The sequence below is a fragment of the Terriglobus sp. 2YAB30_2 genome (genome assembly GCF_052114765.1).
GTDB lineage: Bacteria > Acidobacteriota > Terriglobia > Terriglobales > Acidobacteriaceae > Terriglobus.
In genome coordinates this window covers 1-15,765 of the sequence record NZ_JBFRFJ010000022.1, presented here as the reverse complement: position 1 = coordinate 15,765, position 15,765 = coordinate 1, and the positions used below count along the sequence as shown (strand labels likewise).

The following is a 15,765-nucleotide window of genomic DNA, read 5'->3' as shown; positions in this document are numbered from 1 at the left end:
AGCCATGCCGTACCAGCACGCAAACGACGCGGCTTTAGCCGCTGAGGGCTTCGCTTCTTTGCCTTCATCGTCAACGTCGTGGATGCATATCGGGAATAAACACGCATCTTGCATCGCTCGCGGTATCTTGGGAGCGTGGATTCTCTGCCTCTCCAGGACGGGTTACAGAGCGGGCTTGCGGAAGATGTACCGCTTGCTGCGCCGGTGGAGCGTGCAGGCATCTCGCCCGGGGATCTGCGGGAGTTGTGGACACAGGCGCAGGCTGCGGCCTGTGAACTTTCTGAAGCGGAGTTTGCGCTGGCTCTCGCCGCTGCCGGGGCGAAGTACAACTTCGGACTTCCGGCACAGCAGGCATCCACACCCAGCCAAAGGCTAGCGTTTTACCGGAACCTGCACCTGAAAGAGCTGGCGCTGGCGCATGCCTGCGCGCTGGGTCGCGATGCAGCGTGGCAGGTGTTTGTCTCTCAGTACCAGGCGGCGCTCAAACAAGCCGCTATTAGAATCACGGGGTCGGCTTCGCTGGGAGAAGACCTGGCGGGCGCGCTTTACTCCGAGCTCTTCGGACTGACGGAGCGTGATGGTGTGCGCCGATCTCCGCTGGCGAGCTATACCGGCCGCGGATCGCTGATGGGATGGCTGCAGGCCACACTGGCGCAGCGACATGTGGATCATCATCGCCGCACCCATCGCGAGACTCCGCTCGAAGACAATGATTTTGCCGCGGCGCCGGCGGCCGCTGCTCCTCCTTCGCAGGAGATCGAACGGCTGAAGGACGCCATCGGCAATACCTTCAATACCTTGCCGGCAGAAGATCGCTTACTGCTCGTATCGTATTTTCTGGATGGGCGTACCCTGCTGGAACTGGCGCGGCTTCTTCGCGTGCATGAGGCCACGATGAGCCGCCGATTGAAGCGGCTGACGCAGGACCTGCGAAAGAGGCTGCTGAAAGATTTACAGGCGCATGGCATGAGCCGTGCCGCCGCGGAGGAGGCGCTGGGAACCGATCCGCGGGATATCGACATCAATCTGCGAAGTCTGCTGCAAGCTTCGCCATTTTCTCCGTTCTCTCAACAGGCAGGGACCAGATGAACGAGCCTCTCCAACCCGGCCACCACCTCGACGCGGACCAGCTTGCCGCGTTCGTGGAGGGCGCGCTCACCGAGCAGGAGCGCCAGGAGAGCCTTGCCCATATGGCCGTGTGCGAGCAGTGCCGCGACATCGCGTTCCTGATGCAACCGGAGATGGCAGCCGAGTCCGCAGCTGTTGCAGCGCCGCGACTTCCCTTCTGGCGTCGGTTTACGCCGCTGGTCTATGCAAGTGGGCTGGGCGTCTGCGCTACGGTGTTGATTGTCTTTGCCTGGATGCATCAGGGGCCACCGCCACCACCGAGGAGCAATGTTGCCCAGGTCGTTCCTGCTCCGCCTGTTTCGCAGATCCCGGCTCGCACAGCATCTGAGGTACCGGCAGCGCCGCCAAACCGCGCACAAAACCAGAAGAAAGCTGAGCCTCCTCCAGCCACTTCTCCGAAGGCTGTAGAACCGGCGCTTGCATCCGCGAAAACTCCAATGCCTTCCGCCGATACCGCTGCGATCCCGGCTATCGCTGCGAGACAGAACGTCAGGATGAGCCAGCCCGCGACTGCGGCTGCCGGCTTAGCTCCGCTCAATAACACGCAGGTCATCAATGGCCGGAATTTCTCAACATCTCTGGCGATACAGCCGGTGGTGAACTCTGCGACTCCCACATTGCAGTTCCCGCCGCCCAACGGGCAACTCGCGCTGCGTATCGAACACGGTCAACCCCTTGCCGGACCGCAGGCAAAGGTGGCCGGTGTCGTGCTCGACCTCTCGGGAGCTACCATCTCCGGAGCCACCGTCACCCTGCGGCAGCCCAACACGCCGCTGCGCCAGACAAAGACAGATAACGCCGGCAACTTCACGCTCGCCTCCCTTCCCGCAGGCAGATACAACCTGGAGATTGCGGCACCCGGTTTCCGGACCGTGACGCAACCGCTGGACCTGCAGGCGAATGATCTTGCGCTGCTCACGTCGCAGGTTCCGGTCGGCTCTACAAGTGAGTCGGTCGAAGTTACGGCCGAGGCACCGGCGCTGCTGACAGAATCTGCCTCGGTCGCCTCTATCCCGGTCGAGATGAAGCTGCCTCACAATGCGGAGGTAGCTAACACCGTCTATCGGGGCAAACGCGTGCTCGCTCTCGACGTTACGGGGAAGGTCTACTTCAGCACCAACAGCGGTAAGCGCTGGAAGACGATCAAGCCGCTGTGGGATGGGAAAGTCTCACAGATAGAGGCTGCGGAGCATGGAGAGGGATTCTCTCTCACTACGGAATCAGGTGGCGTCTGGTCAAGCGAGGATGGGAAGCACTGGCGGAAGTACTAGGAGTGTGTCCAGTTCTCCCTTTTCCCACAGATACGAGGTCGTACGGTACCTCAGCGGCTAAAGCCGCACGTCCTTTTAGAACCGATACGGCACGGCTGAAGCCGTGCCCTTAAGCAAAGCATTCGCACCGCTGGTGCGAAATGGTTGCGCGACGCGCAACGGTAGTTAACCGATGCCGCTAAGCTCTATCATCCGTTATCAACTTCACGAATAGCAAGCAAGTAGGGACACCGTGTTCCAGACAGCGACGTTATATCCGTAAACGTTGTCTTTCGTTCGCGCGAAGCGCGAATGCCTTGCTTAAGGGGACGGCTTCAGCCGTCCCGTAACAAGCTCCCCAAGGACGGCGGCTTTAGCCGCTGAGGTACCTTTCTGTACTTCATTCCTACCCAAATTAATCTCAAAAAATTCCTGCAAGTTTTACGGCAAGGCACGTTCTCCACATAGAGACGAAGAATACCGGCGCGAAGACGCGTATGTTCGCGCCGCGGAGAGGCCCTGTCATGAACGCTCGTTTGTCCCGCTGCTGTGTACTGCTCTTCTGCCTTTTGGCGTTGCTAACACTCGGCCATCCGCTATGGGCGCAGACCATGCATGCGTTGCTTACGCATCATGTGCTCTCGCTTGAAGTTCCCTTTCATGCAGATCGTGCGGGCAGCGGCCGGCTGATCGTCGACCTTCTCAGCCCCGAAGATGAAGTACTTGGACATAGCGAACGTACGGTACACGCGGTGGCCGGTGATAACTTGTGGCGGACAGAGATCGCCGGCAAACCGCACGTTGTTGACAGCGAATTGGTATGGCACCGGGTTCGCTGCCGTTTTCTTCTCGATGGCGAAAAGACGCCTGCCATGGAAAGCACGGAGACCGTCGCCACCATTCTACGCAGGCCGGTGATGCGCATCCTCGCGCAGAGCTCGTATCTCTCCGGTGCGCAGGCGGCGATCCGCGTCATTGTTCTTGACCGCGATACCGGCGATCCATTGCAAGGTGTGGAGAACAGCACACTTCGTATCGAGCTCGAGGAGCAGACCACAAACGCACCTCGCTTCGTCGTCAGACCTGACCAACAGGGTAATGTCGCGATTGAGCTCGAAGACACGCAGAAGAAGCCCATCACACTGTTCAACGGTAAGCTCGATCGCCGGGGCACCATCGATGCCGCGTTTCATTTTCCCGCCGGAGTGACAGGGGCGCGGATGCTGCATCTCGTCGCTGAGACCGCCTTCGGGACAATTGAAAGCACCCAGCAGATTGATCTGGAATCCAAGACCGGCATTCTGCTGACCACGGAAAAACCGATCTATCAACCGGCGCAGACCATCCATGCGCGGGCGCTGGCTCTGGACCGCGCTGACCATCATGCCGTCGCCGGACGCAAGCTTACCTTCGAGCTCGAAGATTCGCGCGGCAACAAGGTCTTTCGCCGTGCGGCGCAGACCGATGCCTATGGTGTGGCCTCAGCCGAGTTCACCCTTGCCGGTGAGGTTAACCTCGGCGCCTATCATCTGCGCGCTGTGATGGGCGACACCGATCATCCCTCCGATACACAGGAGGTCACGCTGCAGGTGCAACGCTACGTCCTGCCCAAGTTCCGCGTTGCCATCGATCTTGCGCAGAAGAATGGCAAACCGAAGCGCGACTATCGCCCTGGAGAACACATTACCGGTACTGTGCACGCAAACTACTTCTTCGGTAAGCCGGTTTCAGATGCTCCGATCAACATTACGGTGCATGGCATGGATGTCTCCCTATTTACTGCGGCTCACGCGGAAGGCCGCAGCGACACAAACGGCGACTATCGCTTTGACGTAGCTCTACCGGAGTACATGACAGGACGCAAGCAGAACCAGGGAGCCGCGCCTGTTCTGATTGAGGCCTCGGTCAAAGACTCTGCCGCACACACCGAGACGAAGAACGAACCCATCACGGTGAGTCAGTCGCCGCTGCTGATCACCGCGGTCCCCGAGGGTGGAACGCTGGTTCCCGGTATCGAGAACCAGGTCTTTGTTCTTGCCTCCTATCCGGATGGCACACCTGCGCCGGCGGAGATACGCGTCCAGCTCAACGGGGGCTCTACCCAACGTCTTGAAACGGACCTTGGAGGAATTGCCATCGCCCACATAACGCCGACGCGCGGTGTGGAGATGAAGCTGCACGTCGATGCGGACGATCATCACGGTAACCGGTCCACAAATACGATCAACCTCAATACGCGGTACGGTGAGGACCAGGTCCTGCTGCGCGTCGCCCATGGTGTCTATAAGCCTGGCGATTTGATACGAGCGACGGTCTTCAGCACGCGGCAGAGCGGCACTGCTTACATCGACATTGTGAAGGATGGGCAGACCATCCAGACACGCGACGTCGACATCGTCCACGGCCGCGCGGAACTTTCGCTCCGTGCCACGCCACAGATGGCGGGTACGTTGAGTATGCATACGTACATCTTCGGCGGCGATGCACAGACCGTGGCAGATCATCGCATGATCTTCGTGCAGCCTGCGGATGAGCTGCACATTCAGGCCACAGCCGATGCAGCCAGCTATCTGCCGGGTTCAGAAGCGCGTGTGCGCTTCCATGTCACCAATGAGAAGGGCGAAGGCGTGCAGGCGGCGCTCGGACTTGAAATCGTAGACGAAGCTGTCTTTGCGCTGGCGGAGAAACAGCCTGGATTTGCCAAAGTCTTCTTCTACCTGGAAGAGGAGCTGTTGAAGCCGCGCTTTGAGATCCACTCCCTTTCCATGAACGATGCCGTCGTTCCAGCGGACGCGTCCCAGCAGGATGCACATGACCGCGCCGCGCGGGTTCTGTTCTCCGCAGCGGAGGATGTGCGCGAGCACGCGGTTCGAACAGAGGCAATCCAGGCGCTGCCGTTGGCACAAACCTTCGCCTTCCATGACCGTTATCAGGCGGCGTACACCGAGCACGTTCAGCTTCTTCTGCAGCAACTGCCTCAAGAGGACGGTCACATACAGGATCTTCCTAAACGTTTTGCCCTGGTCAAAGAAGACGAAGGCAGTAAGCCGCACGATGCCTGGGGAGTATCGCTTCGTGTCGAGCCTGTCTGGCAAACGACGCGGCGCCAGAATTCATTGCTTCGCTTCTATAACATCCGAAGCGCAGGCCCCGATCACAGGTTCGGGACGCAGGATGACCTTATAACGATGGTCAGCGGCTCAGGCGATACCTTTTCTGAGCAAAGACCCGGCGCTATGGAATGGCGGTTGGAACATGATCGTGGGCCGCTGAACGGACGCAGCGAGATCACCGGCGTCATCACTGATGCCAGCGGCGCCGTCATTCCCAACGCCTCTCTTCAATTGCACCGCATCGACGCAGCCGGCACATGGCGCGGCACCTCCACCAAGGACGGCTCGTTCCGCTTCGCTGCGCTTACCAGCGGTCGTTACCGGCTCAAGATCTCGGCTTCGGGGTTTGCCTCCGCCGCCGATGAAGTGACCTTGCGGCCGCAGGACCGTGCGATCGTCACCTGCACGCTTGCAGTTGGTTTCGTCACGCAGAGCGTGGAGGTCGCCACGGCGGCAGCGCCTGTGGTGATGACACAGAGCGCTGAGATGGTGCAGGTTGTCAATGGGCGTGAATTCGGAAATCTGGCACGGATGGCTCCGAGGGCCGGGGCCGCATTGGCCCATGCGGACAGTAGCGCGAAGGCTCCTGCGTCCGAAGGCAACGCCGATCATGTGCGCTCTTACTTCCCGGAGGCGTTGTATATCAATCCGGAGATCATTACCGATGGTCATGGCAACGCCAGTATCGGCATTCCGATTGCCGACTCCATTACGACATGGCGCATGGCGATGTTTGCTTCTACCAAGGCAGGAACGCTGGGCAGTGGCGTCTCCAGCCTGAAGGTCTTTCAGGACTTCTTCGTGGACCTCGATCTTCCGGTCACGTTGACACAGGGCGACTGCGTCTCGATTCCCGTCGCTGTCTACAACTACACCTCGGGCCGGGGCGAGGTAACGCTCTCACTACAGCAGGAGGACTGGTTCGATCTCGTCGATGACAACGCGGAGAAGCACGTCAGTATCGATGCGGGCAAAGTCGGCGGCGAACAGTTCACGCTGCGGGTGAAGCGTCTGGGGAAGTTCAAGTTGACCCTTGCCGCTCATCTGCAGGGTGAGTCAGATCGCAAGGACACGGTCGTCCGTGAGATTGAGGTTGTGCCGAACGGACAGCAACAGGAGGTAGTCTTCAACGGACGCCTGGAGTCGACCGCGCAACATAGCGTGCGTTTCCCGCAGAATGCACTTCCCGACGCCAGCAAGCTCTTCGTACGGCTGTATCCAGGCCCGCTCAGCCAGGTGATTGAAGGCATGGACGGCATTCTCCAGATGCCGGGGGGCTGCTTCGAGCAGACCTCATCGAGCACCTATCCGAACGTACTGGCGCTGGATTACATGAAGCACACCAAAAAGCTGACACCCGAAGTCCATGCAAAGGCTGAAGGGTACATCGCCAACGGATACCAGCGTCTGCTCACCTTCGAGGTACCGGGAGGAGGATTCTCGTGGTTCGGCAATACACCGGCCAACAAGATCCTGACGGCATACGGCCTGATGGAATTCCGCGATATGTCGCATGTTTACGATGTCGATCCGCGCGTGCTTGAGCGCACGGGGGCGTGGCTTGCGGCACAACAGCAGCGTGACGGAAGCTGGAAGCCCGATACTCAGTTCATCAACGAAGGCGCGACCAACCGTTACAACTCAGATGCATTGCGCATTACCGCCTATCTTGCCTGGGCACTGGAAGGAGATAGCGAACAGCATGCCGCTGTCGAGAAAGCGAAAGGCTACATCGTCTCGAATCTGGATAGCGTGACCTCAAATAAGACCGATGCATACACACTGGCGGTGCTTGCCAACTTTGCCGTAAGCGAGGACAAGCACTCAGAGCTGACACGCCGCGTCCTGCAACGGCTGGCGGATGCGCGTACCGAAAAGGGAGAGCAGGCATGGTGGAGCAGCGCTGAAACAGGGCTCTACGCAACCGGCGACTCCGCCGCGGTGGAGACCACAGGCCTGGCTGTACAGGCGCTGCTTCACTCCGGGCAGTATCCCGAGATTGCACGCCGCGCGCTGGCATGGATCCTCAGCAAGAAGAACAGCTACGGTAACTGGGGCTCAACCCAGGCCACCATCATGGCGTTGCGCGCTTTGCTGCTGGCCTCTGAAGGAAGTGCAGGAGACGCAAGCGGCAAGGTACAGGTGCTGCTGAACGGTGAGGCCGTGCAGACTCTGAACCTCGATGCCGGAAACAATGATCTGCTCCATCAGTTTGTCCTACCACAGCCAGGAACAGGCGCCGAGAATGCGGTGGAGCTGCGCTTCACCGGCTCAGGCAGCATGGCCTACCAGATCGCCGGCCGTTACTTCACACCCTGGCCGGTGAAGAAAGACGCGCCTGCGCTCTCCATTGATGTAGCGTATGACCGCACGCATCTGGCACAAAACGATGTCGTGACGGCAACCGCCACAGTGCACAGCAATCTCGACAAACGGGCCAACATGGTGATGGTCGATCTTGGGATTCCTCCGGGCTTCGATCTGCAGAGCGAGGATCTGCAGCAGATGGTGGAGAAGACCGCGAACAAACCGACCGGACGGCTGGAGAAGTTCAGCCTTACGGCCACCCAGGCGATTCTCTACTTCAACGCCATCGGCGCAGGCGAGACGATGACGCTGAAGTTCCGGCTGCGTGCGAAGTATCCCATTCGCGCCGCCAGCTTTGCGTCGCATGTGTACGAGTACTACGATCCGGCGGTCAGAGGCACGGCCAAACCGGCACAGCTTGAAGTTACGGCGAAATAGGAGCTCATGATGAAGATCGCCATCCTTTCCATACTTACGGCTCTGCTTCCATCGGTTACATACGCACAGCAGCCACATGGACCCGAGCTACAGTTCAATCCACGGCGGTGGCACACACTCAATCCGATCTGTCCGGTTGTCTTTGGAGCGCAGGCCAATGCCGCTCCACTCATGACACTCGCGGCGGACGGAAGCTCCACGCCGGTGCGGACTGTCTCGCTGCAGTTCGGCATGAGAGATAGCCGCACCATCGACAGCGCGACCGTTACGATTCGCGGTGTGACGCAATCGCATCTGTATCTTAAGACCGGGAAAGGTCCGGAAGAGAAGCAAGAGCGCACCTTCCACATTGAGTCACGCGCAGGATCGAATGGATTCACGCAGAGCGATCTCTCGGTTTCTGGCATTATGTCGTTACGTACGGCTGAGATTACGGAGATCCGTTTTACCGACGGAACGAGCTGGCGTCCGACCGGCATTGACGGGTGCGTTGCTTATTTCAATGGAGTTCACCTGGTGAATGCGGATTCGATGAAGTAGCGCAAGGAGAATAAAGAGCGCTGAAGGCGCGTTCTATACCAGCCTGGGGCGTAGCCCCAGGTACGCGAATAGCGAAACGGTAAGAGGGCTGAAGGCCCGACCTATAATCACCAATCGTCACAAAGGAAACGGTTCGTGAAACCGTTGTATGCCTATCGAAACGATGCGGTCGGATTGAAGGCTGTTATATGGAGCGGGCCTTCAGCCCTTTAACATCTTGTGGACACTGAAACCTGGGCGTTGCCCCAGGCTGGTATAGAGCGCGCCTTCAGCGCTTTAAATCGCCTTTTTGATCGAGCATCACCTCTCCTGCATGACGCGGTCGCGGCTCTCGCGCTTCTGCCGTCTCGACCAACCCAGGCGCAGGCCGAGGTAGCCTGCGACCAACAGGCCTGCGAAGAGCATCGCGATCAGGCGGTTGTAGTAGACCAGGCTGGCCAGGCAGATGCCGGCTGCGATCAGAGTCCAGATGGGCAGCAGCGGATACAGCGGAGCGCGGAAGGGGCGGGCCATCGCGGGCTCGCTCTTTCGCAGGCGGAAGAGTGCCAGCATGCTGACGATGTACATCACCAGCGCTCCCAGCACCGACATGGTGACGATGTTGGCGGTAAGCGGCTGGCCACCGAACTGAATCCAATTGTCACTATAGATGGCTGCGATGCCCACCACCCCGCCGGCGAGGATGGCAATGTGGGGTGTGCGGAAGCGCGGATGGATCTTGCCGAGGAATGATGGAAGATAGCCGGCGCGTGCCAGGGCGAAGATCTGCCGCGAGTAGCCAAAGACGATACCGTGCAGCGAGGCCACCAAACCAAAGAGGCCGAGCCAGACCAGCATGTGCAGCCATCCACTGCTGCCGCCCACCACAATCTTCATCGCCTGCGGTAGCGGGTCGTTGATATTGGCCAGCACGCTCCAGTCGCCGACTCCACCGGCAAAGACCATCACGCCCAGGGCAAGAATCAGAAGCGTGATGATGCCGCCGATGTAAGCGATAGGAATGGAACGCGCCGGGCGCTTCACCTCTTCTGCCGCCATTGCTACACCTTCAATGGCGAGAAAGAACCAGATGGCGAACGGCACTGCTGCGAACATGCCGACCGCCGTATGCGCTGAGAGGTGATCGTGGCCTGCCCATCCATGGGCGAGGAAGTTCGTCAGCCGGAAGCCGGGCGCAACCACAGCCATAAATACCAACAGCTCCACAATCGCGAGCACTGTCACCATCAGCTCAAAGCTGGCTGCAACGTGCACGCCGAGGATGTTGATCGCCATGAAGAGCAGGTAGGCGAGGACAGCAGCGTGCTTGGGAGCGAGGCCGGGGAACTGCACATGAAGATACGCTCCGATGGCCAGCGCGATAGCAGGCGGGGCGAAGACGAACTCGACGAGCGTGGCCGCAGCGGCGATGTAGCCACCGGTGTCTCCGAAGGCGCGCTGTGCGTAGGCGAACGGTCCGCCGGCGTGTGGGATCGCGGTGGTGAGCTCGGTGAAGCTGAAGATGAAGGCCGCATACATCGTTGCCACCAGGATGGTGACCAGAAGAAAGCCGAGTGTGCCGGCGCTGGCCCAGCCGTAGCTCCAGCCGAAGTATTCGCCGGAGATGACAAGGCCGACAGCGATTCCCCAAAGCTGCCAGGTGTTGAGCGTGGCTTTCAGGTGCGAGTGATCTTCCAAGGTCGCCTCGTGCGATACGTATGATGTTTGAGCTTATCCGATAACGGTGGCGCGATACACCCACATAAGCTTCGCGTATGTGGGGCACCCGGCCAGAAAGATGAAAAAGCAAACGGTGCGGCGTAACAAAATCACTCCCGGCATGGAGTACCGTTTTATAGAGCGGGCCTTCAGCCCTTTGCCTTTCTGGCTATCTGCGACCTGGGGAGTTGCCCCAGGCTGGTATAGAACGCGCCTTCAGCGCTTAGACCGACGGTCACCTTCTGATCCTGCGGAATGACAAAAATACGGGAAAAGTAGAGTCCGCGATACCATAGCTTGCACATGCGACATGCTGCTCTTTTCTGCGCTTTCTTTGCCACTTCCTTCGCCTTCGCCGCCCCTGTAAAACATACTGCAGGTCCACGCATCGAGATCACGGTTACGCCGGCGGCTGCTGGTAGTGCTCCGCTGACAGGGCGTGTTCTTGTTGCCATCTCGAAGGCAGCCACGGGAGAACCGCGCAATCTGATTGATGAGTCGTATGAGTCGCAGCAGGTCTTCGGCATGGATGTCACCGGGGCTGCGCCGGGCACGCCGATCGTGCTCGATGACGCCAGTGCGTATGGCTATCCCATTCGGCATCTCGCCGATCTGCCTGCCGGCGAGTACACGGTGCAGGCTGTCTTCAATCGGTATGAGGAGTTCCATCTTGCCAATGGCAAGGCCGTCCTGTTGCCGCCTGACAAAGGCGAGGGGCAGCACTGGAATACTAAGCTCGGCAACCCGATGAGCAAGCCGGTCAAGCTGACCTTTGCGAAGGATGCGGCGCTAACGATTACGGCGGACACAACCATTCCCGAACCGCCTACGCCTGCGCCCGATACGAAGTACATCCGTCACGTGCGTATTCGTAGTGAGCTGCTCTCGAAGTTCTGGGGACGTGAGATGTTCGTCTCTGCCATTGTGCTTCTGCCGGAAGGCTTCGACAGTCATCCTGACGCGCATTATCCCACGGTCGTCTATCAGGATCACTTTCATCCCAACTTCAGCGCCATCGGCTGGCGTGAGACGCCGCCCCCTGCGGACCTGCAGGGACGCGAGGCCAGCCGCGCGAAGTGGCAGTATGCCTTTTACCAGGCGTGGACCAACGGCACCCTGCCACATGTTTTGATCGTTGAGCCGCAGCATGCCAATCCGTACTACGACGACTCGTATGCGGTGAACTCAGCCAGCATTGGACCGTATGGTGACGCCATTACGCAGGAGCTGATTCCTGCGGTCGAAAAACAGTTCCGCGGCATCGGCCAGGGATGGGCGCGCGCGACCTACGGCGGCTCGACCGGAGGTTGGGAGGCGCTGGCTTCGCAGGTCTTTTATCCGGAGTTCTACAACGGCACATGGTCGTTCTGTCCTGATCCGGTCAGCTTCCACGCTTACCAGGGCGCGGACCTTTATACGGACACCAATGCCTACACGCGCTCTGGTCCCTTTGAGACCATCGACATTCCCTCCGATCGGCGCGGCGACTCGCACATCACGGCCCAGATGGCACAGGTGAATCACTACGAGCTCGCTCTTGGATCGCATGGCCGATCGGGCGAACAGTATGACATCTGGCAGGCTGTTTTCTCGCCGCAGGGCGCGGATGGTTATCCCACGCCGATCTATGACAAGGACACCGGCGCCATTGACAAAGAGGTGGTGAAGTACTGGCGCGATCATTACGATCTGGACGCCATTCTGATGCGCGACTGGACGACGCTAGGGCCGAAGCTCGAAGGCAAGCTGCACATCGCCGTCGGCGACTCCGATACTTACTATCTGAATAACGCTGTCTATCTGCTGGAGGCCGATCTGAAGGGCACGCGCAATCCGCATTCGGATGCAACGTTTGATTTCGGTCCGCGCAAGCCGCACTGCTATACAGGTGCGTTGCCGGAGTGGGATGAGAGTCAGGGTGCGGATATGAACCAGCGTGTACTGCCGCTGATGACCCGTCACATGCTGGAGACCGCGCCGAAGGATGCCGATACGAAGTCGTGGGTGTATTGAAGCGATGAACAACCCATTAGTTAGAGGATCGGTATATCCGAGCGTTGCTCGGATGTCCCACTCACGCTACGCGTGAATGGGGCACCCAGTGTATTGGTAGGTCTAAGTAGGTCTGAACGGATATTGAAGCCTTCTCGTTACGACGCTTTCCGCAATGTCGAGCGGTAGTCTTCGACGAACTTGCGGATGCCTTTGTCTGTGAGCTCGTGTTTGATATTGAAGTTTTGCCAGGGCTGGTTCAGATCGATCTGGCGATACTCCATCGGCTTGCCGTTGAACTCGTAGCGGAAGTTTTCATCCGGCATGGGCCGACCAGCCGCAACCCATTCCAGAATCACCTTTGCTGGAACGGTCACGAGGTCAACGCCAATCTGGAAGCAACGCATCAGGTGCGGGATACTGCGAATACTTGCGCCGAGGATCAGAGTGTGGCCGTCGCCCGAGGTGAACATGCGCTTGATGTTCGCCAATAGCTCCATGCCGTTCCATCCTATGTCGTCGAGGCGTCCGACGAAGGGTGAAACATACGCCGGCGCCTTTGTTCCTTTCGTTGCCGCGTAAACCGCCGCGGCCTGCTCCTGTGAGAAGCACAGGGTGATGTTCACGCGCATCCCCTGGGCGACGGACCGCTGCGCAGCCTTCAGACCTTCCGGGGTGCAGGGATATTTGATGTAGGCGTTCGGAATCCAGGTAAACATCTCCTGGCCCTGCTTCAGCATCTGGTCGGCGGTGGTGTCGAAGTCGGCGAAGACCTCGATCGAGACGCCCGCGCTGCCGACCAGAGGCGAGATCTCCTGCACGATCTTGCGGTAGGCGGCGCTCTCCTCGGCTTCCGAGAGCGAGCGGCCGGACTCGACCCGCTTTTTCACTTCGGGGTTCTTGGCGATCAGGGATGGATTAGTGGTCTGGCCGTCGACGTATCCGAGCGCCTCCTTGACCCGCATCGTCTCTGCCGGGTCGCCGCCATCGACGAGAATCTTCGTGGCCAGATGGCTGGAACGGCCATCTTTAGCTTGAGCGGTATCAACGTTTGCCATGTGATTTTCCCCCTCACGGGTTTGCGGCTCGCAGACTCAGGCGACGAGAGGTTGCCGACACACGGCGTCGGCGCCATCCGGCGGTGGTCTCTGGATGCATGCGGACAGGCAGACAGTGGCTTGTGTCCATGCCGAGCCGTCTTCCCCTTAAAAGTTAGACGCCGGATCTCTTCAGCCCGTGGCCTCATGATGCAAATTTGATATCCGGGGGTGGGTTACGCCGGCGTTGCCGGGTACGGTTTATCCAGGAAAACCGAAGGCTCTTCCCATTCTTAGGATAGCAAGCCTGCCTTTTCAGAAACAGACTGTTTTTCGGCCTTGTTTCCGGATACGTTCAACCCTCGGGCTGGAGGAGGAGCGTGCGTCCTTCACCGCCCAAACGGGAGGGAACAAACGTGTTAGTTTCAGCGAACAGGTTCGAGGCTTCCACGGTCGATGCAATCGTAAAGAAGGTTGGCCCGGCGGGCATCGATATCTCCTACCAGCGTCTCGGCGATCCGCTGGCGCCCGCGGTGCTGCTGATCATGGGAGTTGCGGCACAGTCCATCCACTGGCCGGACACCCTCTGCAATACGCTGATCGATTGCGGGCTGCAGGTGATCCGTTTCGACAACCGCGATGCCGGACTATCGACCCACCTCAGCGATGCGCCGTTTCCCAACCTTCCCGCCGCACTTGCCGGAGATCTGTCGTCGGTGTCCTACACACTCTCCGATATGGCGGCCGACGCGGTGGGATTGCTCGACGCACTGGGTATCGGCGAGGCTCATGTCGTGGGCGCGTCGATGGGCGGGCAGATCGCGCAGACGATGGCGATCGAGCATCCCCAGCGTGTCCGCTCGTTGTGTTCGATGATGTCGACGACCGGCAACATGGCCGTGGGCCAGCCCTCTCCGGAGGTACTGCGGGAGCTGTTCTCCGGCGCTCCTGCGGAGACGCGCGAGCAGGCCATCGAGCAGTATCTGCGGGCGATGCGCATCGTCGGCTCGCCGGGATATCCGGCCGACGAAGACGAGGTGGCAGAACGCGCAGGCCGTGCGTATGACCGGTCGCACGATCGTGTTGCCGCGGCTCGTCAGGCAATTGCGACCGTTGCCTCGGGAGACAGGACAGAGCGGCTGCGGCAACTGCAAGTTCCAACGATGGTGATTCACGGCCTGGCTGACCGCATGTGCGACGTCAGTGGAGGACGCGCCACCGCCGATGCGATCTCTGGGTCAAAGCTCGTACTGATCGAAGGCATGGGGCATAACCTTCCACCGGGACTGCGGCTGCAGCTTGCCGCGCAGATTACCGAGTTTGTCTGGCATGTGGAGCGCGTCTCGCTGCGGTGAGTTTAAGATTTCGTTATGCCCGCAGACATCACGATCAATCTCTGGAAGCAGCATCTTGGCACGGTCCCGGTAGACATATGGGAACAGACGGACACTACCGTGTTGATTCTGGCCGACAACGAGCTGACGGAGATCTCGTCACGCATCGGCGGCATGCAGCGGCTGCGAACGTTGGATCTTGGGCACAACCAGCTTGCATCGCTACCGAAAGAGATCGGAGACCTTACCGAGCTCTCCGATTTTCTCTATCTTCACGACAACCGGCTGACGTCGCTGCCGTCTTCGATCGCCGGACTTACCCGGGTGCGTTATCTGAACATCAGCGAGAATCAGTTCACTGTGTTTCCAGAGAGCGTCTGTCAGATGTCGGGTCTGCTGGAACTGCGAGTGACAGACAATCAGATCTCGAAGCTCCCGGCATCGATTGGCAGGATGTCGCGGCTGCGGGAGCTTCATCTGAGGAACAATCGGCTGCGCACGCTTCCGGGAGAGATTGCGGGCTTGTCAGAGCTGCGGCAGATCGATCTTCGCGGGAATCCGATTGAAGCTCTGCCGGATGCGATTGCACAACTTCCTAAATTGGAAAAGCTGGACATGCGATGGGTGACGTTTGAAGAACCTGCCTGGTTGAGTGATCTGGAAGCGCGTGGGTGTTTGGTTTATCGGTGATGTCTGTGGTTGGGCTTGACGGTATGTACCTCAGCGGCTAAAGCCGCGCCTCTCTCTCGCTTTGTGCAGCCTGGGAGATAGGTAACAGTTTAGACCGGGCAGATGGGTAACACTTTTTGCTCGGTAGGTTTATGTATCTGAGTTTTTTTGATCTCAGGTAGTGGTGGAGGCGGTGGGAATCTGGGAAGTGGTGGAGGCGGTGGGAATCTGGGAATTTCGGTTGTATGAAATTTCCAGA

10 protein-coding genes are annotated in these 15,765 nt (G+C 59.2%); 7 read left to right on the top strand and 3 right to left on the bottom strand.

The annotated features are described in order from the left end of the window. Positions 1 to 135 precede the first annotated feature (135 nt). The 4 genes from AB4Y89_RS22410 (at position 136) to AB4Y89_RS22395 (ending at position 8,776) form a co-directional block, all read left to right on the top strand. Positions 136 to 1,089 (top strand): RNA polymerase sigma factor, encoded by a 954-nt coding sequence (locus AB4Y89_RS22410; protein WP_442303168.1) that lies wholly within the window; start codon positions 136 to 138, stop codon positions 1,087 to 1,089. Continuing rightward, the gene (locus tag AB4Y89_RS22405) at positions 1,086 to 2,399 is read left to right on the top strand and encodes a carboxypeptidase regulatory-like domain-containing protein (RefSeq protein WP_442303167.1); all 1,314 of its coding nucleotides are present in this window, start codon (positions 1,086 to 1,088) and stop codon (positions 2,397 to 2,399) included. Before AB4Y89_RS22410 ends, AB4Y89_RS22405 begins: the two co-directional genes overlap by 4 nt. Positions 2,400 to 2,902: 503 nt before the next feature. Then, positions 2,903 to 8,236, top strand: coding sequence for a carboxypeptidase regulatory-like domain-containing protein (locus AB4Y89_RS22400; RefSeq protein ID WP_442303166.1), 5,334 nt, complete (start codon positions 2,903 to 2,905; stop codon positions 8,234 to 8,236). 6 nt (positions 8,237 to 8,242) lie between these two features. Next, positions 8,243 to 8,776 (top strand): hypothetical protein, encoded by a 534-nt coding sequence (locus tag AB4Y89_RS22395; RefSeq protein ID WP_442303165.1) that lies wholly within the window; start codon positions 8,243 to 8,245, stop codon positions 8,774 to 8,776. Positions 8,777 to 9,076: 300 nt separating this feature from the next. On the opposite strand, the gene eat is transcribed toward AB4Y89_RS22395, so the two are convergent. Then, a complete protein-coding gene (gene eat, locus AB4Y89_RS22390) occupies positions 9,077 to 10,453 on the bottom strand; it encodes an ethanolamine permease (RefSeq protein ID WP_442303164.1) in 1,377 nt (458 codons plus the stop codon). Positions 10,454 to 10,623: 170 nt separating this feature from the next. Beyond that, positions 10,624 to 10,779, bottom strand: coding sequence for a hypothetical protein (locus tag AB4Y89_RS22385; protein WP_442303163.1), 156 nt, complete (start codon positions 10,777 to 10,779; stop codon positions 10,624 to 10,626). Here AB4Y89_RS22385 and AB4Y89_RS22380 point away from each other — a divergent pair. Next, on the top strand, positions 10,778 to 12,487 hold the full coding sequence (locus AB4Y89_RS22380; protein WP_442303162.1) for an alpha/beta hydrolase-fold protein: 1,710 nt from the start codon (positions 10,778 to 10,780) through the stop codon (positions 12,485 to 12,487). The two genes, AB4Y89_RS22385 and AB4Y89_RS22380, sit on opposite strands and share 2 nt — an antisense overlap. Before the next feature lie 137 nt (positions 12,488 to 12,624). Here AB4Y89_RS22380 and AB4Y89_RS22375 read toward each other — a convergent pair whose 3' ends face one another. Continuing rightward, positions 12,625 to 13,524, bottom strand: coding sequence for a transaldolase family protein (locus AB4Y89_RS22375; protein ID WP_442303161.1), 900 nt, complete (start codon positions 13,522 to 13,524; stop codon positions 12,625 to 12,627). Positions 13,525 to 13,919: 395 nt separating this feature from the next. Here AB4Y89_RS22375 and AB4Y89_RS22370 point away from each other — a divergent pair, with 395 nt between their 5' ends. Then, entirely contained in the window at positions 13,920 to 14,858 is a 939-nt protein-coding gene (locus tag AB4Y89_RS22370; protein ID WP_442303160.1) for an alpha/beta fold hydrolase, read from the top strand. A 15-nt stretch (positions 14,859 to 14,873) separates the two neighbouring features. Next, positions 14,874 to 15,527 carry a leucine-rich repeat domain-containing protein gene (locus AB4Y89_RS22365; RefSeq protein ID WP_442303159.1) on the top strand — a complete coding sequence of 218 codons (654 nt, stop codon included), beginning with the start codon at positions 14,874 to 14,876 and terminating at the stop codon, positions 15,525 to 15,527. Positions 15,528 to 15,765: the final 238 nt, after the last annotated feature.

What these genes read in the sequence shown, in the direction of transcription:
- AB4Y89_RS22405 (WP_442303167.1), top strand. Translation starts at nt 1,086, where the DNA reads ATGAACGAGCCTCTCCAACCCGGCCACCACCTCGACGCGGACCAGCTT.
- AB4Y89_RS22400 (WP_442303166.1), top strand. Translation starts at nt 2,903, where the DNA reads ATGAACGCTCGTTTGTCCCGCTGCTGTGTACTGCTCTTCTGCCTTTTG.
- AB4Y89_RS22395 (WP_442303165.1), top strand. Translation starts at nt 8,243, where the DNA reads ATGATGAAGATCGCCATCCTTTCCATACTTACGGCTCTGCTTCCATCG.
- AB4Y89_RS22380 (WP_442303162.1), top strand. Translation starts at nt 10,778, where the DNA reads ATGCGACATGCTGCTCTTTTCTGCGCTTTCTTTGCCACTTCCTTCGCC.
- AB4Y89_RS22385 (WP_442303163.1), bottom strand. Translation starts at nt 10,779, where the DNA reads ATGTGCAAGCTATGGTATCGCGGACTCTACTTTTCCCGTATTTTTGTC.
- AB4Y89_RS22375 (WP_442303161.1), bottom strand. Translation starts at nt 13,524, where the DNA reads ATGGCAAACGTTGATACCGCTCAAGCTAAAGATGGCCGTTCCAGCCAT.
- AB4Y89_RS22365 (WP_442303159.1), top strand. Translation starts at nt 14,874, where the DNA reads ATGCCCGCAGACATCACGATCAATCTCTGGAAGCAGCATCTTGGCACG.